Origin of the sequence: Microbacterium enclense (genome assembly GCA_038182865.1) — a bacterium.
GTDB classification, from domain to species: domain Bacteria; phylum Actinomycetota; class Actinomycetes; order Actinomycetales; family Microbacteriaceae; genus Microbacterium; species Microbacterium enclense_B.
Genome location: CP116226.1, coordinates 1,188,123 through 1,207,418, shown reverse-complemented (window position 1 = coordinate 1,207,418; position 19,296 = coordinate 1,188,123). Strand labels below are relative to the sequence as shown.

The following is a 19,296-nucleotide window of genomic DNA, read 5'->3' as shown; positions in this document are numbered from 1 at the left end:
CGCCCTGGAGCAGGCTCGCGACGACGAGGACTAGGCATCCACAACTCGGGGCGTGATTCGGCGGATGGGGGCCGCTCGGATCACGCCCCGTTCGCCGTTCCTGGCGCTCGCCTCCCGCCGTCGAGCGGAGTTCAGCCTCGACACGCCGAGCCGAGCGCCGCGAGAACGGCGAGTCCCTCAGGAACTCCGCACGACGGTCCGCTGCCCCGACCCGCTCCGCGCCTCTGCCAGGCTCAGCTGCGAGCGGCCCACCACTCCCGCAGTCGCCGCTCGGCCTCTTCTTCACCGACGACGCCCTCGTCGAGCCGCAGGTCGAGCAGGAAGCGGTACGCCTCACCGACCTCTCGTCCCGGCTTCACCCCCAGCACCTCCTGGATGCGGTTGCCGTCGAGCTCGGGACGGATCGCGTCGATCTCCTCCTGCTCACGCAGCGAGGCGATACGGGATTCGATGTCGTCGTAGGCGGATGCCAGGCGCTGAGCCTTGCGCTTGTTGCGGGTGGTCACATCGGCCCGCGTGAGGATGTGCAGACGCTCGAGCTCGTCGCCGGCATCGCGGACGTAGCGCCGCACTGCGGCATCCGTCCACGCGCCCTCGGCATAGCCGAAGAACCGCAGGTGCAGCTCGATCAGACGGGCGACGACGGTCGTGGTCGCCGCGTCGAAGCGGAGGGCCTGCAGGCGCTTACGCGCCATCCGCGCGCCCTTGATGTCGTGGTGGTGGAAGGTGACGCCGCCACCGGGTTCGAGACGCCGGGTCGCGGGCTTGCCGATGTCGTGCAGCAGCGCCGCCAAACGGAGGGGCACGTCGGGGGCGGCATCCGGATTCCGCTGCTTCTCGAGCGCGATCGCCTGCCGCAGCACCGTGAGGGAGTGCTCGTAGACGTCTTTATGGTGGTGGTGCTCATCGACCTCGAGCCGCAGCGCGGGAACCTCGGGGAGGAACTCGTCGATCAGGCGCGTCTCGACGATGACCCGGATGCCACGCACCGGGTCATCGGTCTGCAGCAGCCGCACGAGCTCGCTCTGGATCCGCTCTGGGCTGACGATCTGCAGGGTTTCGCGGAGCGCGGCCATCGCGTCGAGCGTGTCGGGATCGATCCCGAACTCGAGCTGCGACGAGAACCGCGCTCCGCGGAGCATCCGCAGCGGGTCGTCGCCGAAACTCACGGCCGGGTCGATCGGGGTGCGCAGGCGACCTGCGATGAGATCTTCGACACCGCCGGTGGGGTCGACGAGGGTACGTGCGGGGACGCGAAGGGCCATGGCGTTGACGGTGAAGTCGCGTCGCGTGAGATCGGCCTCGAGGGTGTCGCCGAACTCCACGCTGGGCTTGCGCGTGACGCCGTCGTAGCTGTCGGCACGATACGTCGTGATCTCGACCTGTTCGCCCTTCACCCGCGCACCGATGGTGCCGAACGCGCGGCCGACATCCCATTGCACAGACGACACGGGCTTCACGAGCGCCAGGATCTCGTCGGGGCGGGCATCGGTGGTGAAGTCGAAGTCGTGGGTGAGGCGCCCGAGCAGCGCATCGCGCACCGGGCCGCCCACGATCGCCAGATCGCGGCCCGCATCGGCGAACACGCGGGCCAGAGTGGCGACCACGGGATGCGCGGCGAGCTCTTCGAGGCGCGCGAGACCCTCGGCCATGTTCAGCATGGGATCGAGCCTATCCGGGGCCGCCGACAGGCCCCTTGCGTTCAGCCGTCGACGAAGTGGAGGAAGCCCGTCACGATGAGCTCACGCACGCGGGGCAGAAGATCCGCGCGCAACTCGTCGGCATCCACGTCCAAGAGCTGAGCGACCGCCCCGACGAGGGGACCCACGGCGAGGTCGCCGTCGCACGCCCCGACGAGGGCCGCGAGAGCCGGGTCGACCTCGATGGTGCGGGCGAATCCGCCGCCCTGACGCAGTTCGATCACGGACGGGGATTCCTCGCCCGGGCGGTGGTGGCGCGCCTCCGTGACATCGGGAGCGACGCGGAGCGTGGCCGCGGCCACCCCGTCGTCGTCGAGCAGAGCCGCACGATCGTGCTCCTCGAGGCACGAGGCAAGGTGCGGACCGAAAGCGTCTTCGCCTCCGCCCGCGATCCGCTCGTAGCGCGCGAGAGTGGGCGCTCCGGCCAGCGGACGGCGGAGGAGGACGTAGCCGAAACCGACCGCGGTGACCCCGCGCTGCGCGAAGTCGTCGAGCCATGCGTCGATCAAACGGGCGTACGCCGGTGTTCCGGGCAGCGTTCCCCCGTCGCGCACCCACAGCTCGGCGTAGGCGAGGGGATCGAGCACCTCCCGTTCGATCACCCAGGCATCGAGGGCGGAGTCCACCCACCCCTTCACGCGATCGAGTCCGCTCTCGCCCTCCCGGTACTCCCAGTTCCCGAGCGACTGCGCCACGCCACCCGGCTCCAGGTGATCTCCGACACCGGAGATGACCGAGGCCACCAGCGCGTCGCCCTCGAGACCGCCGTCGCGGTACTCGTACGCCGGAACCCCGGCGATCCGCGGCGTGATCACGAACGGCGGATTGGATGCCACCCGGTCGAACGTCTCCCCGGCGACGGGCTCGAAGAGCGAACCGAGCCGCGTCTCGATCCCGTCGACACCGTTCACCAGCGCGTTCAAGCGGGTGAACCGCAACGCGCGCTCCGAGATGTCGGTCGCGACGACGCGCGGAACGAGCCTCCGCAGGCGAAGAGCCTGGATGCCACACCCCGTGCCGATGTCGAGAGCCGTACCCGCCCTCCAGGTGAGCTGGAGACGGGCGAGGGTCTGCGATGCCCCGCCGACACCGAGCACGTGATCCTCGGGGAGCGGACCGCCCAGGGCCGCCTCGTCGAGATCGCTGGCGATCCACCATTCGTCGTCGCCGTCGGGATCGGCGATCGCCTGCGGCCGCACGAGAACAGTCGGCGTCACGGTGTCACCGGCCTCGACCGCCAACCCGAGGGCGACGGCGCCCGCGACTCCCGTGGACGGCAACGCCTCCGCGAGCGCGTCGCTCGACACGGGTCGACCGAGACCCCACAACCGGCCGAGCACCGCGAGCGGATCCCGGCGGTCGCCGAGCGCGCGCAGCGCCGGTTCGAGAAGACCGCGCGCGATGGCGTCGTCGGCCTGCGCTCCCCATGCGGTGCGGAGAGCGGCGCTGCCGTACTCCGCGGCCCGCAGATCGTCGGCGAGAAGGCGGCACAGCGTCGGATCGGGTTCGGGGAGCACCGGTCCATTCAACCGTCTCCGCGAGGCTATCGGGGGGCTCCGAGGTGTGCGGCTCTAGACTCGTCGCGGTGCGAGGCCCCCTCGTTCCACTGACGCTCGTATGACCACGACCTCCCAGCCTCCAGGCTCACCCGTGCCGCGGCGCCCCCTCACGCGCCGGCTGCTGGCGACCCTCGCGGCAACCATGCTGGCCGTCGGGCTCGCCGCCCCCGCTGCGGCCCTCGCCGCCCCGACCCCGACTCCGTCGTCCACACCTGCCCCCGCGACCCCGGTCCTGTCCGCCGCGCCCGCGGCCAACGGCATCCTGCGTCCCGGAGAGGCCCTCACGGCCACCGCGACACGGGCGAACCCGGGCAGCACGTCGGCTTCGTCCGCCGGCGCGACCCTGTCGATCGGTGCCCAACCCCTCGCCGACGACGCGGCGCTCACCCGCTGGCTCGACAACGATGCATCGGGAGTCACGCTCCAGCAGATCGCGAACGGCACCCTGGATGCCACGCCCGCGGGCTCCCAATCGACGGTCACGTTCAGCGTGCCCGCGACCGACGCCGCACTGGCCGGGCGTGCCGCCGGTGTGTACCCCCTCCTCGCACGCACGGACGACGGACTCTCCGCCCCCAGCGTCGTCGTCGTCATCGCCGACGGCGCGGCGCCCACCCCCCTCGCGCTCGTCGTGCCGATCACCGCGGCACCACTGACCCGAGGGCTGCTGTCGGCGAACGAACTCGCCGACCTCACCGCGGTCGACGGTCCGCTCTCGGCTCAGCTCGACGCCGTGGACGGGACGCGAGCGACACTCGCCGTCGATCCCGCGATCCCGGCGGCCATCCGTGTGCTCGGCTCATCGGCGCCCCCCACCGCGGTGGCGTGGCTGCAGAGGCTGCTGGCGCTTCCGAACGACCGGTTCGCGCTGCAGTTCGGTGACGCCGATCTGGCTTCGCAGCTTCGTGTCGGCCTGACGAACCCGCTGACCCCGACGTCTCTTCAGTCGTACATGACCGCGAGCGACTTCACCCAGCCTCCCGCCGTCGCAAGCCCCACACCCGATCCTTCCGCCTCGCCGGGTCAGCCCGCCCTTCCCGATCTCACGAGCCTTCTCGACATCGGTGCCACGACGTCGTCGGTCTTCTGGCCCGCCACCGGCTCGGCAGGAGCCGACACGGTCGCCACGCTCGGCGCACTCGGCACACCGGACGCTCCGGCACACGTCCTTCTGCCGTCCAGCAGCGTGGCGGGCGCGGGTGGGTCCGTACCGGCCACCGCGAGCGTCGGGGGAGTGTCGACCCCGGTCTACGACGCGGAGGTCTCCCTCGCCCTCACACGCGCGGCGGGCGAGAACGACATCACCCGTCGGGGCTCCGACCTCGCCGCCGCCCTCGGCTACCTCAGCTTCGCGCGCGCCGCGAGCGCCGACCGTCCGGTCCTCGTCGTCCTCGATCGCGGCACCGACCGCTCGCGCGGGAGCCTCCGGGCCACGATGAGCGCCCTCACCGGCGCCCCCGGATTCACGAGCACGACGCTCGCATCGATCACCGACCAATCGACATCCGAGATTTCCCTCGTCGACCCCCAGGTCGATGGGAGCCGCCTCGACGATGTCACGAACCTCATCGCCGACGAACAGATCATCGACCGCTTCGCCTCGATCCTCGAGGAGCCCGAGCTGCTGACCGGTCGCGAACGCGCTGAGGTGCTCCAGGTCTTGAACGTCTCCTGGACCGGGGATGCCGCCCGCACGGCCGTCTCCGACCACCGGGCGGCGACGCAGACCACCCTCGACGCGGTCGGGATCCTGTCGTCGGACTTCCGACTCGTCAGCTCGAGCGCCCCGCTGCGGCCCTGGGTGCGCAATGACCTCCCCTGGCCGATCTCCGTGGTGCTCGCCGTCCGCCCCGACGATGCGCGCCTGCGCGTGCAGGATCGGACCCCCGTCGAAGCGCAGGCCTCGGCCAACACCCGCGTCGAGGTCCCCGTCGAGGCACGACTCGCCAACGGCGAGGTCAGCGTGGGCCTGCAGCTCTACAGCCCCACGGGCGAGCCCGTGGGCGCTCCTCAGGTGGTCGACGTGGAGGTGCGCGCCGAGTGGGAGAGCATCGGTCTCATCGTCGTCATCGCTCTGGTGGTCGTCTTCCTGAGTATCGGTGTCGTCCGCACCCTCGCCCGTCGCCGGAGGATGGCCGCCGGCGACGCAGACCCGGCCGGCACGCAACCACCGGATGCAGATGAACCGGCCGACGGGCGTGCGCCCGCCGACCCCGATGCCGTCGACCCCGATGCCGTCGATCTGCCCTCCGACGAACAGCCCGCCCCCGAGGAGTCCCGCCCGTGAGCAGTATCGGTCGCGCCAGCGTCCTCATCGGGGCCGGAACCGTCGTCTCCCGACTCAGCGGTCTGCTGCGTCAGGTCGTGCTCGTCGCGATCGTCGGATCCGTCCAGAGCTACGCGGGTGATGCGTTCGGCTTGGCCAACTCGCTCCCGAACAACATCTACGCGGTCATCTCCACGGGTGTCCTGACCGCGGTGATCGTGCCCCAGATCGTCAAGGCCGCGACGCATTCCGACGGGGGTCGCGCCTTCATCTCGAAGTTGTTCACCCTCGGCACGGTGATCCTCTTGATCGCCACAGCCGTGGCCATGATCGCCGCCCCCTGGATCGTGTCGCTGTACACGCCCGCGACGGCCGCCCCCGACCAGATCGCGCTCGCCACGGCCTTCGCCTACTGGTGCCTCCCGCAGATCTTCTTCTACGGTCTATACGCCCTGCTCGGTGAGATCCTCAACGCGCGGAAGGTCTTCGGACCGTACACCTGGGCTCCGATCGTCAACAACGTCGTCTCCCTGGTCGGGTTCGGCGTCTTCCTGCTGATCTTCGGCGGCCCGAACACCGCGGTCTCGCAGTGGACGCCGGCGATGATCGGCCTGCTCGGCGGTGTCGCCACGGGCGGCATCGTGCTGCAGACGGTCGTTCTGCTCGTCTTCTGGCGCCGCGCCGGCCTGCAGCTGCGCCCCGACTTCCAGTGGCGCGGCGTGGGCCTGCGCCACATCGGTCGCCTCGCGGGATGGACCTTCCTCATGGTGATCGTCGGCCAGCTCGCCGGCATCGTGCAGAGCCGTGTGCTGTTCGAGGCATCCGGGAACGGCCCCGCCGTCCTCGCCTCCCAGAACGCCTGGCTCGTGTTCATGCTGCCCTACTCACTGATCGTGCTGTCGATCGGGACGCCGTACTTCACACAGCTCAGCGAGCATGCGACGGCGGGACGTGACGATCTCGTGCGTGACGACATCGTGCGCAGTATCCGCGTGCTCGGGCTCTTCATCGTCGCCGCCACCGCCGCGCTCGTCGCCGCTTCCGTCCCGGCGTCGCGGATCTTCACCAACGACGCCGACGAAGCGGTGTCCGCGGCACCCGTTCTCCTCTGCTTCCTCGTGTGTCTGCTCCCCCTGGCGGTGCTGTTCGTCATCCAGCGGACCTTCTACGCCTACAACGACACCCGCACTCCGTTCTTCTTCACGCTCGTGCAGGGCGTCCTCGTCGTGCTCACCGCGCTCGGGGCCGCGTGGGCGCTGGGTGCCGGACTCCTCCCCATCACGCAGCTCACTGCCGCGGTCGCCCTGGGCCAATCGCTCTCGAGCATCGTGCAGGTCATCATCGCGACCGCGATCCTGAACCGCCGGTTGGGTGGGATCGGCATCCGCTCCTGGCTCGTCCCGCTCGTCCGGTTCGCGCTCGCCGGGATCCCCGCGGGAGCGGCGGGATGGGGCGTCGTCCTGCTGTGCGGAGGACCGGAAGGGTGGCTGTCCACCGACCGATTGACCGGCGTTCTCGGGTCCGCACTCGTCGGCGGCGTCGTGCTCGCGGTGTATCTCGGCATCCTCGCCCTGTTCCGAACCCCCGAACTCGTTCCGGCGCTCGCGCTCGGTCGACGGTTCCTCCCCAAGCGCTAGCCCTGTGGCCGCGGAATACCGCGCGGCTAGCATGGGTTTCATCCGACGGAATCAACGAGAGGAAGGCGCAATCGTGCGTCACGTCATCATCATCGGGTCGGGCCCTGCCGGCTACACCGCCGCCATCTACGCCGCCCGAGCCAACCTCGAGCCCCTCGTCGTCGCGAGCTCCGTCGAAGCAGGCGGCGACCTCATGAACACGACCGAGGTCGAGAACTTCCCCGGGTTCCCGGAGGGCATCCAGGGCCCCGATCTCATGGCCAAAATGCAGGCCCAGGCCGAACGGTTCGGTGCCGAGGTGCTCTACGACGACGTCGTATCGCTCGAGCTCGACGGACCCGTGAAGAAGATCACTCTCGGGAGCGGAAAGGTCGAGGAGGCCGTTTCGGTCATCTACGCGACCGGCTCGGCGTACCGCAAGCTCGGGCTCGAAGGCGAGGATCGCCTGTCGGGCCGCGGGGTCTCGTGGTGCGCGACCTGCGACGGATTCTTCTTCCGCGACCGCACCATCGCCGTCGTCGGCGGTGGCGACTCCGCGATGGAGGAGGCGAACTTCCTCACCAAGTTCGCGTCGAAGGTCTACATCATCCACCGCAAGGACACGCTTCGCGCCTCGAAGATCATGCAGGAGCGCGCTTTCGCGAACCCGAAGATCGAGTTCATCTGGAACAGCGCGGTCGACGACATCCTCGGTGACGAAGCCGTCAGCGGCGTACGCCTGCGTTCGACCGTGGATGACACCACGCGTGAGCTCCCGCTCGACGGTCTGTTCGTCGCGATCGGCAACGACCCCCGTACCCACCTCGTGCACGACAAGCTGCAGCTGACCGACCAGGGCACCATCTGGGTCGACGGTCGTTCCTCGCGGACATCGGTCGACGGTGTCTTCGCCGCCGGCGACGTGATCGACCCGACCTACCGCCAGGCCATCACCGCTGCGGGCAGCGGCACGGTCGCCGCCCTCGACGTCGAGCACTTCCTCGCCGCGCGTGGTGAGGCCGGCGAACCCGCCGTCGCCGACAGCCTCATCGAAGGACTGCCCGACGCGGCCGTGGTCTGAGGAACAAACACACGCCTGACGGCGTTATCACTCACTGACGCTCTCATTAAGGAGAAAACCAAATGACCGCCAAGGCGACGACCTCCGCGACCTTCGAGCAGGACGTCCTGCAGGCTGACGGACCCGTTCTCGTGGACTTCTGGGCCGAGTGGTGTGGACCGTGTCGCATGGTCGCCCCCGTGCTCGACGAGATCCAGTCCGAGAACTCGGACAAGATCACCGTCCTCAAGCTCAACGTCGACGAGAACCCCGACCTCGCGATGAAGTACCAGATCACCTCGATCCCCGCGATGAAGGTGTTCCAGGGTGGTGAGGTCAAGACGACCATCATCGGAGCCAAGCCGAAGTACGCCCTCGAGAAGGACCTCGCGCCGTTCATCGGCTGAGATCCCCTCATCACGACGAAACCCCGGCGCCTCAGCGCCGGGGTTTCGTCGTACGTCGCGGCAGGTGCGGAGCGGGATGCCAGCCGCAGCGCCGTGAGCGGGCTCAGGACGCGTCGAGTCGGACGCTGGCATCCCAGCGCCGGTGAGGCTCTTCTTCTCCCAGGATGCGCCACACAGCTCGTGTGAGTGGGGGATAATCGAGGGCGATCTGTCGAAGCACGCGATAGTTGCGCGCACGGTTCGGGCGCTGCCCGCCGTTCTCGGCGATGTTGTCGGCGCGAAGGGTCAGCACGACGAGCTCGTCGACGCTGGGCAGGTCTTCCATGAAGTCCCACGGATCTTCGCCGCCGCGCAGGCGTTCGTGGATGAGAACAGCCAGTTCGTCGGATGCCTCGGCCCGCAGCAATTCCAGACTGGCCCGCCGATGCGGGCTCTGATCGTTCGCGGTCACCTATCCAGGGTACGCGGCACAGGTGGGCATCGGGCCCCTCACGGTCAGCCTGTGTAGCTCTCTTCGCCGAGAGCGGACAGGATGCGATTGAGATCCTGAATGCTTGCAAAATCGATGCTGATCTGGCCTTTCTTTGCCGTCAGCGAGACGCGGACCTTGGTGTCCAGCCGATCACCGAGGCGCTCGGCGACGTCGTCGAGACCCGATCGTCGTGAACCGGCCTTCGGCTTCTGACGCACGGGGGAGACCCCCGGCATCTTGGCCGCTGCCTCCGCCGCGCGAACGGACAGATCCTCGTTCACGATCTTGTCGGCGAGCTTCTGCATCTCTTTCGGGTCATCGAGCGAGAGGATCGCGCGCGCGTGCCCCGCGCTCAACACGCCGGCAGCGACCCGCTGCTGCACGGGGACCGGAAGCTTGAGCAGACGGATGGTGTTGCTGATCTGCGGCCGTGAACGCCCGATCCGGGTTGCGAGCTCCTCCTGCGTGATGCCGAAGTCCTCCAACAACTGCTGGTAGGCGGACGCCTCTTCGAGGGGGTTCAGCTGCGAACGGTGGAGGTTCTCCAGGAGGGCATCTCGGAGCAGGTACTCATCCTCGGTTTCGCGGACGACCGCCGGAATGGAGTCGAGTCCCGCCTCGCGCGAGGCGCGTGTGCGGCGCTCTCCCATGATGAGCTCGTACGTGCCATCGCCTTTGTCACGGACGACGACCGGCTGGAGGACACCGAATTCCCGCACGGAGTGCACGAGCTCGGCGAGGTCTTCGGAGTCGAAATGCGTGCGCGGCTGACGGGGATTCGGAACGATGGAGGCGGGGTCGATGTGGACGAGTCGAGCACCCGGCACCGAGACGAGATCATCCACCGGAGCGGTGGCATCCGTGCCCGCTTCCGCCGTGGCGTCCGTCTTCGTCGACGCACCCGGGAAGAACACATCGACCGGTCGTGCCTCCGAAGGCTCCGCCGTGGGAATGAGGGCGCCGATGCCGCGCCCGAGTCCGGTCCTCTTAGCCATCAGGAACCCTTCGTCGTGGTGTCGCGGTTGACGATCTCGACCGCCGCTTCGCGGTAGGCGATGGCGCCCGCTGACTGGCCATCGTACGCGATCACGGTCTGTCCGAAGCTCGGTGCCTCCGAGACGCGCACCGATCGGGGGATGACCGTGTCGAGGACTTCATCCGTAAAGTGCGATCGAACCTCATCAGCGACCTGTTGCGCCAAGCGCGTGCGGCCGTCGTACATCGTGAGCAGGATCGTCGAAACATGCAGAGCCGGATTCAGGTGCTTCTGGATCATCTGCACACTGCCGAGGAGCTGGCTGAGCCCCTCGAGCGCGTAGTACTCGCACTGGATCGGAATGAGAACCTCATCCGCCGCGGTGAAGGCGTTGATCGTCAGAAGACCCAGCGACGGGGGACAGTCGATGATGACGAAATCGAGATGGTTACCGTCGATCGCCAGGTACTCACGCAGAGCCCCGCGCAGACGGTGCTCGCGAGCGACCTGCGACACGAGTTCGATCTCCGCGCCCGCAAGGTGGATGGTGCTCGGAGCGCAAAGCAGGTTCGGAGACTCCGGGCTGGTCTGGACGATATCAGCGAGAGGCACCTCGTTGATGAGCACGTCATAGATGCTCGCGGTTTCCGCGTTATGGGCGACACCCAGAGCGGTGGACGCGTTGCCTTGCGGATCAAGGTCGACGACGAGGACTCGCGCCCCCACCGAAACGAGAGCGGCGGCGACATTCACTGCGGTCGTGGTCTTCCCGACGCCACCCTTCTGGTTCGACACCGTGAAGACACGAGTGCGTCCCGACAGTTCGACGCTTGCACTCTCCAATGCGCGGCGTCGAGCCGAAAGGTCGGCGATCTCGCGAGCGATAGGGGAGTCGTCGAACGAGGATGACGATGACGTCTCGCCGGACTGTTTCACGTGAAACGTTCTCCCTTGCCGTCGCCGAACTCGCCCAGTCTACCCGCGGCATGCTCGCCACAACCTCTCTCGGGAGTGTTGCGACCCGCTGTCTCGGGTTGCGTTCGCTCGTCAGCAGCATCGTTCCGCCTCCGCGCACTCACACACAGGCCCAGCTGGCGTTGCGATGGGGGAGCGACGCCCACCCGCGTTCTGCACCGTGCCCTCAGGTCGAGAGTCAGTCCCGTGCCCTCAGTGGAGCACGAGCACGGTAGGCGTTGGATGGACGGGAAGTTATTGCGCAACGCCTCCGTCAGGGCCCGACGTCCACATCGGGAGTGTCGACGACCCCGAACGAGCATGAGTCGCACTGTCGGTCACCCTGCCTCACTCCTGCCCGCTTGGGTCCCGAATCGGCATTGTCGACGCAGGCGTCGCATCGCTCCACGGTTAACTTAAAGAGCCGCCACGATGGTCACTTCTCCCAGGTGGGATGTGTTTCACGTGAAACGTGGAACGCGCCCACGCCCTTCGCCTGCACCGCACACCGGCCGGCTGCGTCCATCGGCGTCCTGACCGCGCGCCTACGACTTTTCGGTGGTGGCGACGCACCGAGGCGTCTGTCGCAGCCGCGGTGCCCCGCTCTTGCGAGAGAGGAGCGCGGGGGAGACTGTTCACGTGATGCGTGTCGCGGCTCGGGGTGTCCGCCGGCCGGTCGTTCCGTGCTTCGGCCTTCGTCTTCCCCTGAGCGCTTCCGAATGCCACCTCCCCACACCATGCCGCTCGCTGCCTCGTTCTCTCGGCGATCTCCACGCCACCCTCCACACCTGTCGAATAGCCACGATGATGGATGGTCGCACGCATCTTTCGTCAGCTGTCTGGGCGGAGGTAAGCCGAGCTGACCATGCGGACGACGTTGCATCCGGCCGTGGTTGCAGCGTGAATTGTTGCGCGGGCACTAAACGTGACCAGAGTGCCGATTCGCTGTGAGACCCCGTCGGATCCACAGTCCTCATCCTTGCCAGCGGCGGCGCAGGAGGCAGGTCCGGCTCTCGCGGGGTCAGGGTCGAGCGGTGAGCGGACGCACACGGTGGCACGAAGCACGCGGGTCGCCGAGTGCGCGGGGTCTCGAAGCACACGCAGTCACGAAGCACACGCATTCACGAAGCGCACGGGTCACGACCAACCACGCGGGTCGTCACTCGCGGGTCGGCGATTGCGGGTCGGCGATAGCGGGTCGTCGCTCGCGGGGGGTCACTCGCCGGGTCATCACTCGCCGGGTCATCACTCTCGGGGGTCACTCGACGGGGGGTCAACAAGCCCGGAGTCGCCAAGCCCGGAGTCATTAAGCCCGGCGTCACCAAGCATGCGGTCACGTGCCGCGCGGAGTCACCGAGCGCGAGGGGTTACCCAGCACGCTGCGCCACAACGCACACGGCGCCACAACGCTCACGGGGTCCCAGAGCTCACGGGTCACAGGGCACACGGTCACAGGGCACACGGGGTCATTGACCACGCGGTCGCAAAGCACACGGCGTCACCACTCTCGCCGGGTCACGGGCACACAGGGTGATCACGCACACGAGGTCACACCGAGCCACACACATCACCAAGCGCGGACCATCACCGAGCGCGCGGCGGCTCCGAGCACGCAGCGTCGTCAGCACGCGGCACTACTAGGCACATGCACCCGGCAGGTCGTCGCACGACAGCGCAACACCCGCCTCTACCGCGCTGCCGGATCCACTGGACCCCGACTCCATCGCCCGACACGTCCTCGCCCGAGCCTGTCCGCGCCACTGCAGCACTCCCCACCATTCGCTCCCACCCCCACGCCCACTTCGTCCTGTGCTCTCGGCCCGTCTCGCCCCGACTCTGCGTCCGGTCCCACCTCTGCGTTGTGACAGAGCGCGACCGCGCAGGCTGTGCGCCCGCTCTCAGTGTCCTAGGTCAACGCCTGCGCGGTCATCTCGTGGCGGCGGAACGAGGATCAAACATCGCCTGCCGAGGCGGGCGTCGATGCCCACATGCCGTACGCGTGGCGCAATGGGTCGTTAGCGAGGGGCACGTTCGGGCTCACATCATCGTGTTCCTGTGCCCGCCGGGGACGTTTCACGTGAAACATCCCTTACCCGGGGCGAACGCACATGTGTGACCCACGGGCCAACCGTGGTGCGCTAGGCGCACCCCAGGCACCTCTTGGACAATGTCGGGAACCTCCGCGTCGATCGCTCGTTGCGCTCATGACCGCGAGGTTGCAATACGCCTCCGCGTCCCCCTTCCGCTGCATCGCATCGAGGGGTGAAGGTCGCCAATCTGCCCACCGGGTCGCGTCACGCGAGAACACCTCGTCCGCCGCCAGAGTCAGAGGCAATCGACTGACGACCCCATCTCTCCGGCAGGTGCCCGGCTGCCGTCACGACATGATGGCACTGCCCGTGCGGCCGGTGACGAGAAGTTCCCCCCGAGCCCATTCACTCGCCCGTTCTGAGCGTCATCCGTTCATGCGCGCGTCGAGCAAACTGTTTCACGTGAAACATCGACCGATGTCTCCGGGGAGCGCAGCAAGGGCGAGCGGGCCGCCACGATCGTAGACGCAGCTCACAGTCCGATGAGATCCATCCACGAACGCACCTCCGCTGAGGCTGTCGGGGCCACACGGGCATCTGTCCGCGCACACCGGCTGGGCAGTGCGCCAGAAAGATCACCAGATTCTCCAGTCCAGCGACCGCAGTTTCGTCTGCGCGCAAGGGAACGGTGATCGAGGTGAGGTACTAGCCGCTGCCGCACAAGGATGGACGGAGCGCTGCTCGATGAGACCTCGCCATCCCCCTACGGCCACCCCGCGTGCTCAACGTGGGGCTGGGAGCCAGGGGGAGTGAACCTAAGGCGCCACCGAATCGCGAACCCGAGCCCGCGTGGACCCGTCGAGGACCACAATCGGTGCGTGCTGAACGGGCGTGCAACGTGAAGGGTGGACCCATCCGCCGAGGAGCGATTCGTCGCGCCCGGCGCGCGTGTAACACGTCGGCTTAGTGACATGTGCCGGCAGCATGTGGGGGAGGGGAGTACACCCCGCCATGACGATGAACACGGTGTGTGCACGCAGAGTCCCACCGCACGGCGCCCTGCGCGTGGACACCGCGGCCGTGGGCTTCAGCCTGTACATGTGGGCCACGAGAGTGGAGACCGTCGGTTCATCGTCGCAGCGACCGATGCGCCTCGAGATAGGGCAACATCGACAGCCATGTTTCACGTGAAACGCGCCAGCCCCACATGACGGCGAGGACCGCGGCATCCCGGGCATCTGCCACCAAAGACCAATCGGGCGACCCGACGCGTGAGCGCCCTGCCCCACTGTTTCGCTCGTCGACGACGTCTCCGGAAGCATCGAGTTGTTGGTGTCGGCCGTGCAGGTATCAACTTGACGACAACGCCCCGAGGGTGGCTTCGCGTCATTCTTGCGAGAGCGGCTCAGATCGTACGCGAGCGGTACGACGTCGGCCGCGACTGGATCGCTGCACCCCTGGAATCACCGCACGGACGAGGACTCCCATCGCGATCAGCGTCCACGCAAGCGACGATGCTCGACAGCTTCATGGATCCAGAAGCGAACTCGCACCGCATCGACGCGCGACCCGAACTCGGAGTGCGAGACTTCTCGTCACCGATCCTGACAATGAGCCCATCGGCTTCCCGGCCTCCATCGGCCGTCGATGTCCGTGCGCGGGAGGCGACACGCTCCCCGCTCCCCAGGTGCAGGCCGCGTCGAGCAGGCGCGCCCGGCGCGGACCGGATCAATGGGATGCACCGAACTCCCAGAGACCGCCCGACGGCAGCGGCGATCAGTCGGACCGACGGTCATCGTCACGACGGTGATGACTGCTGGCACCGACCGGCCCTCCACTGACACTCACTCTTCGTCCCCCCGTCCCGACGGGGTGAGGGGGCTGTTCATACGCGGAGAAAGGTGCGCCACCCTGCACGCAGCTAGTGCCTCCGTGAGTTGCCACATTCTTTCGCGCGCACTTCAGTCGCGGGCCGGTGGGTCGGAGGCCCGTCGCTCTGGGCCGCTCCCACATCACGTCCAACCGTGCGCGACAGCGGCGAGAGTCATCGTCGCCAGAACACTCCGCGCGAGACGGTCGACGACAACTATGTCGTCGCCCCTCTTCAGTGTGCGGAGCATGGGCGAGGGGACCCCCTCACCTCGTCCAGACGAGGCGAGACCCTTCACCGACCGGCCGCTCACTTCCGGTGCCGGGCGCGATCGCACGGAGGGTCACGCTTCTCTGCGAGGGTGTTCTTCGCTGTGGGCCGATCGCATATCGCCATCAGATCGCGCCCCCTTCCTACCCCGACCCTCCGACTTCGTACATCGGGGCCCGACGTTCCCCAGGTGCGTAGCGCCGCGACATCTGACCTCATGGCCACGTGACTTCAGATGAGAACATACGTGCAGAACGTCCACACCGTACCCCTTGCTGCTTCTCGCCCGTCGTGGTCTGACGAACAACAAGCCACACGCGAGGACCTCTCACCGGGCGTTCCCCACGCTGCGCACCTGCGGCGGACATGTCGTTTAGAGCGCCGTAGCCTGGCATGCGCTCATGTTCCTCGTCGACGGTCAGCAGCACATCGTCAAGACAGTCAGCATTGGAGCAATGATCATCGTCGTGGTCGTCGCTGTACGCGTCGCGACACCCCTCGGCACGCGCACCATCGAGCCGTGCCCGGTAGGCGGAGTGACGAGAGAGTCACAGGGGCCCACAAGCCGTGCGTGCCACACCGGATGCGAACGGAGCCGAACCGCCTTGTGTTTCACGTGAAACGCCGGGTGCGCCCAGCGAGTGAAACACTGGCGCACAACCGGGTACTCCTCACATCCAGCACGCAGCACTGTCCGTTCCCTGAGGACGTCCGCGAGACGCGACGCCAGGGGCGAGCCAGGCCACGGACGCGCCGCACAGCTCGACGCCGGATCCCGCGATCGCCGCCGAATCTCGCCGACCCACGGAGCACGATCGCGTCACCGATCGTCGAAGGCTCTCGGTGGGGGAGATCACCCCAGCGAGCTCACCCACACGGGCGGCCACGCGACGACATCAGCACCATCGCCACGTCGGTCTACAACCGTTTCACCCGCGAATATTCATTCCGGAGAACATGTTTACATGTCACCGTGACACGGTGGCGACGAAGACGCGCGTCGGTTCGTCGAGCTGTCCCTCGCCGACGATCTCCACGCGAACATCCGTCAGACCGTAACGTCGCACCTGCTTCGCGGCGGCGTCGATCTCCGCGCCGACGTTCGCGCCCTTCAGAAGGACGAGCCTTCCACCCGGCTTCACCAAAGGCGCAGTGAAGGGCAACAATGTCCGGAGAGCGCTGACAGCACGCGCCGTCACCACATCGAACGAACGTCCCTCCGCCCATTCCTCGCCGCGCATTCTCGCCACGGTGACGTTCGTCAGGCCGAGTGCGTCCGCTTGTTCAGTGAGCCACGCGGTGCGGCGCTCCATCGGTTCGATGAGCGTCCACTCCACGTCAGGTCGAGCGATGGCAAGGACGAGTCCGGGGAGACCGGCCCCGGATCCGATGTCAGCTGCTCGCCCTTCGAAGAAGGGGGCCGCAACCGCGCTGTTCAGAACATGCCGCGTCCAGAGACGCGGAACTTCGAGAGGCCCGATCAGCCCGCGCTCTTCACCATGCTCGGCGAGGGAGTGCGCGAACCGCCGCGCCAACTCGAGGCGATCACCGAAGATCTCCGCCGCGACAGCCGGCTCGCGCTCGAGCCCGGTCGGCATCCGGCGACCTCAGCTTCGACGCAGAACGGTGTGTCGATCCGCGCCCTCACCGAACGATTCCGACACGTAGCCACGATCTGCCGCGATGTCGTGCACCAGCTTGCGCTCATAGCTCGACATCGCGGGCAGCGATGCCTGAGATGCACCCTCGTCGAGACGCTCGATGGCGCGGTCGACGAGCGTCTCCAGCTGGCGCTGCCGAGCATCACGCGAACCGCCGACGTCGAGAATGAGACGTGAGAACCGCCCGGTCGCGTTCTGCACGGCCAAGCGTGTCAGCTCCTGAAGGGCCTGCACGGTGTCGGAATGCGACAGCGTGGACAGAGCGTCGGCGTCGTCGGCCTCGACCGAGACGTACGCGCGTCCTGCCCGCACGTCGAGAGCCAAATCACCCTCGATGTCGGCGATATCCAGCAGCCCCTCGAGGAAGTCGGCGGCGATGTCACCTTCCTGCTCGAGCTGCTCTTCGGTGGCGGCGTTCTGGTCGGTCGAGATCTGCTCGGACGTCGTCATGATGGTCTCCGGGTCGTCAGGAGGAGGATTCGGAACCGGCGGTGCCGGGTGCAGGACGGGCTGCAGAGGTTCCGCCCTTCGTGGACTGCTGCTTCTTCGCGCGCTGCTTGCCCACCGGCTGCTGACGCTTGGGCTGTGCCGCGCGGGCCCGCTCGGTCTCTTCGAGGAGGCGCTGCTGCTCCGCGCGGTACTTCTCGATGGGTACGACCTTGCCGCTGGAGTCGATCGCCTTTCCCTTGCGGGCCAAACGCTCTTCGCGAGCCTTCGCGGCATCCGAGCCCGGGGTGGGCATCTCACGGATCACGACGAACTGCTGAACCATGGTCCACAGGTTGCTGACGAACCAGTAGATGACGACACCCAGCGGGAAGAACACACCGGAGAAGATGAAGGCCAGCGGAAGGATGTAGAGCATCACCTTCTGCATCTGGTAGGCCTGACCGGTCTTGGCCTCGGGGGAGAGGTTCTTCGAGATGATCTGCAGCTGGGTGAAGAACTGCGACGCGATCATGAGCACGACGAGCGTCAGCAGGATCGCCACGGTCACCTGACCGTCGGACTGGCCCCATGCCGTCACGAGGTTGACGTGCATGGATGCCACGTCGAAGAGCCGCGCGTCGTAGAACTCGGTCGTGAGCTCGGGGGTCAGGAGACCGACACCACCCTGACCGACGGCTGCATGCTTGGACACGTCGTTCAGCACGCTGAACAGCGCGAAGAAGATGGGCATCTGGACAAGCAGCGGCAGGCAGCTCGACACCGGCGTCGTGCCGTGCTTCTTGTACAGGGCCATGGTCTCGCGACTCATCGCCTCGCGCGACAGCTGGTCGCGCTTGCCCTTGTACTTCTCCTGGACCTTCCGCAGTTCCGGAGCGATCTCCATCATCTTGCGCTGGCTCTTGATCTGCTTCACGAACAGAGGGATCAGGGCCGCGCGGACGATGAGCACCAGACCGACGATGGACAGCACCCAGGTGATGCCGGCGGCCGGCGCCATGCCGAGAGCCGTGAACAGTGCGTGCCAGCCCACGAGCACGAGCTCGACCGCCCATTTCAGCGGCCAGAGGATGGTCCCAATGAGATCGAATTGCACGATCAGTCCTTCCGGGAGGGCACGACGAAACCGTGCGGAGTGAGTTCGTGGCGAAAGGCGCGGTGCGGACGAACGTCGTCAATGCCTCCCTGTGCCCAGGGATGACAGCGTGCGAGACGGGCCGCGGTCAATGCGACGCCCTTGACGAGTCCGTGCTGCTGCACGGCGCCCACCGAGTAGGCCGAACATGAGGGGTAGTACTTGCAGACGTCGCCATAGACGTGCGAGATCGTCGCGCGGTACGCGTGCAACAGGGCCAATCCTGCATTACGGGGGAGGAGCGGGACGGATGCCGCGACCGCCGACCACTCGAAGTGAGCGGTTCCGGTCGCGGACGTGGGGAGAGTCGACGAGCTCATGCGGACGCTTTCCGCTCGAGGCACCGAAGGACATCGGACCGAAGCGAGGCGTAGTCGGCGGTGGCCGCGGAGGGGAGAGCACGAATGACGACGGAGGCGCCCCCGCGAACAGACGGGAGCGCCTCCGCGCACACCGCCTTGAGGCGGCGACGGACGGTGTTGCGGGTGACCGCGGAACCGACCTGCTTACTCACGATGAAACCGAAACGGGCGGGGCCCTCTTCGCCGGCTCCGCCGACGTACGTCACGGAATGCGTTCCGGCGCAACGGGATCCCCGACGGACTGTGGCTTTATAGTCCGATCCGCGGGTGAGTCGGTTCGGCTTCGCGAGCACCGGGTCGATCAGGCCGAGAGTTCGGTACGGCCCTTGGCACGGCGTGCCGCGAGGATGCCGCGGCCGGCGCGCGTGCGCATGCGGGCGCGGAAGCCGTGCTTCTTGGCGCGACGGCGGTTGTTGGGCTGGAAGGTGCGCTTGCTCATGGGTCACTCCGGAGGTGGTGTCGCCCGATGCTCTTCTGCCGGGGACGTGTGGTCGGGACTGCCGTGTAGGCA

The 19,296-nt window shown here is 67.5% G+C and carries 15 protein-coding genes; 4 read left to right on the top strand and 11 right to left on the bottom strand.

The window, feature by feature from the left end:
• Positions 1 to 233: 233 nt before the first annotated feature.
• Positions 234 to 1,661: a CCA tRNA nucleotidyltransferase gene (locus PIR02_05645; GenBank protein WZH38149.1), complete on the bottom strand. Its 1,428-nt coding sequence runs from the start codon at positions 1,659 to 1,661 to the stop codon at positions 234 to 236.
• Between the two features lie 41 nt (positions 1,662 to 1,702).
• The gene (locus PIR02_05640; GenBank protein ID WZH38148.1) at positions 1,703 to 3,217 is read right to left on the bottom strand and encodes a methyltransferase; all 1,515 of its coding nucleotides are present in this window, start codon (positions 3,215 to 3,217) and stop codon (positions 1,703 to 1,705) included.
• Between the two features lie 100 nt (positions 3,218 to 3,317).
• Here PIR02_05640 and PIR02_05635 point away from each other — a divergent pair, with 100 nt between their 5' ends.
• From PIR02_05635 to trxA, 4 genes are all read left to right on the top strand, one after another.
• Positions 3,318 to 5,546, top strand: coding sequence for a DUF6049 family protein (locus PIR02_05635; GenBank protein WZH38147.1), 2,229 nt, complete (start codon positions 3,318 to 3,320; stop codon positions 5,544 to 5,546).
• Positions 5,543 to 7,162 carry a murein biosynthesis integral membrane protein MurJ gene (murJ, locus tag PIR02_05630; GenBank protein ID WZH38146.1) on the top strand — a complete coding sequence of 540 codons (1,620 nt, stop codon included), beginning with the start codon at positions 5,543 to 5,545 and terminating at the stop codon, positions 7,160 to 7,162. Before PIR02_05635 ends, murJ begins: the two co-directional genes overlap by 4 nt.
• Before the next feature lie 73 nt (positions 7,163 to 7,235).
• Complete coding sequence (gene trxB / locus PIR02_05625) at positions 7,236 to 8,222, top strand: thioredoxin-disulfide reductase (GenBank protein ID WZH38145.1); 987 nt, start codon at positions 7,236 to 7,238, stop codon at positions 8,220 to 8,222.
• 62 nt (positions 8,223 to 8,284) lie between these two features.
• Positions 8,285 to 8,608, top strand: coding sequence for a thioredoxin (trxA, locus tag PIR02_05620; GenBank protein WZH38144.1), 324 nt, complete (start codon positions 8,285 to 8,287; stop codon positions 8,606 to 8,608).
• Positions 8,609 to 8,711: 103 nt separating this feature from the next.
• On the opposite strand, the gene PIR02_05615 is transcribed toward trxA, so the two are convergent.
• The 9 genes from PIR02_05615 to rpmH form a co-directional block, all read right to left on the bottom strand.
• Positions 8,712 to 9,059 carry a tryptophan synthase subunit alpha gene (locus PIR02_05615; protein ID WZH38143.1) on the bottom strand — a complete coding sequence of 116 codons (348 nt, stop codon included), beginning with the start codon at positions 9,057 to 9,059 and terminating at the stop codon, positions 8,712 to 8,714.
• A gap of 44 nt (positions 9,060 to 9,103) precedes the next feature.
• Positions 9,104 to 10,075, bottom strand: coding sequence for a ParB/RepB/Spo0J family partition protein (locus tag PIR02_05610; GenBank protein WZH38142.1), 972 nt, complete (start codon positions 10,073 to 10,075; stop codon positions 9,104 to 9,106).
• Entirely contained in the window at positions 10,075 to 10,992 is a 918-nt protein-coding gene (locus PIR02_05605) for a ParA family protein (protein WZH38141.1), read from the bottom strand. The genes PIR02_05610 and PIR02_05605 overlap by 1 nt, the downstream gene beginning before the upstream one ends.
• A gap of 5,156 nt (positions 10,993 to 16,148) precedes the next feature.
• Complete coding sequence (gene rsmG, locus PIR02_05600; protein WZH38140.1) at positions 16,149 to 16,778, bottom strand: 16S rRNA (guanine(527)-N(7))-methyltransferase RsmG; 630 nt, start codon at positions 16,776 to 16,778, stop codon at positions 16,149 to 16,151.
• Between the two features lie 9 nt (positions 16,779 to 16,787).
• Positions 16,788 to 17,291, bottom strand: coding sequence for a DNA-binding protein (locus PIR02_05595; GenBank protein WZH38139.1), 504 nt, complete (start codon positions 17,289 to 17,291; stop codon positions 16,788 to 16,790).
• Between the two features lie 16 nt (positions 17,292 to 17,307).
• Positions 17,308 to 18,384, bottom strand: coding sequence for a membrane protein insertase YidC (gene yidC, locus PIR02_05590; protein ID WZH38138.1), 1,077 nt, complete (start codon positions 18,382 to 18,384; stop codon positions 17,308 to 17,310).
• A 2-nt stretch (positions 18,385 to 18,386) separates the two neighbouring features.
• Positions 18,387 to 18,743, bottom strand: coding sequence for a membrane protein insertion efficiency factor YidD (yidD, locus tag PIR02_05585; GenBank protein WZH38137.1), 357 nt, complete (start codon positions 18,741 to 18,743; stop codon positions 18,387 to 18,389).
• Positions 18,740 to 19,078 (bottom strand): ribonuclease P protein component, encoded by a 339-nt coding sequence (gene rnpA, locus PIR02_05580; GenBank protein WZH38136.1) that lies wholly within the window; start codon positions 19,076 to 19,078, stop codon positions 18,740 to 18,742. The genes yidD and rnpA overlap by 4 nt, the downstream gene beginning before the upstream one ends.
• Before the next feature lie 8 nt (positions 19,079 to 19,086).
• A complete protein-coding gene (gene rpmH / locus PIR02_05575) occupies positions 19,087 to 19,224 on the bottom strand; it encodes a 50S ribosomal protein L34 (protein WZH38135.1) in 138 nt (45 codons plus the stop codon).
• Positions 19,225 to 19,296: the final 72 nt, after the last annotated feature.

Coding starts and splice junctions, on each gene's coding strand:
- PIR02_05635 (WZH38147.1), top strand. CDS start 3,318: ATGACCACGACCTCCCAGCCTCCAGGCTCACCCGTGCCGCGGCGCCCC.
- rsmG (WZH38140.1), bottom strand. CDS start 16,778: ATGCCGACCGGGCTCGAGCGCGAGCCGGCTGTCGCGGCGGAGATCTTC.
- trxA (WZH38144.1), top strand. CDS start 8,285: ATGACCGCCAAGGCGACGACCTCCGCGACCTTCGAGCAGGACGTCCTG.
- PIR02_05610 (WZH38142.1), bottom strand. CDS start 10,075: ATGGCTAAGAGGACCGGACTCGGGCGCGGCATCGGCGCCCTCATTCCC.
- yidD (WZH38137.1), bottom strand. CDS start 18,743: ATGAGCTCGTCGACTCTCCCCACGTCCGCGACCGGAACCGCTCACTTC.
- PIR02_05595 (WZH38139.1), bottom strand. CDS start 17,291: ATGACGACGTCCGAGCAGATCTCGACCGACCAGAACGCCGCCACCGAA.
- rpmH (WZH38135.1), bottom strand. CDS start 19,224: ATGAGCAAGCGCACCTTCCAGCCCAACAACCGCCGTCGCGCCAAGAAG.
- PIR02_05645 (WZH38149.1), bottom strand. CDS start 1,661: ATGCTGAACATGGCCGAGGGTCTCGCGCGCCTCGAAGAGCTCGCCGCG.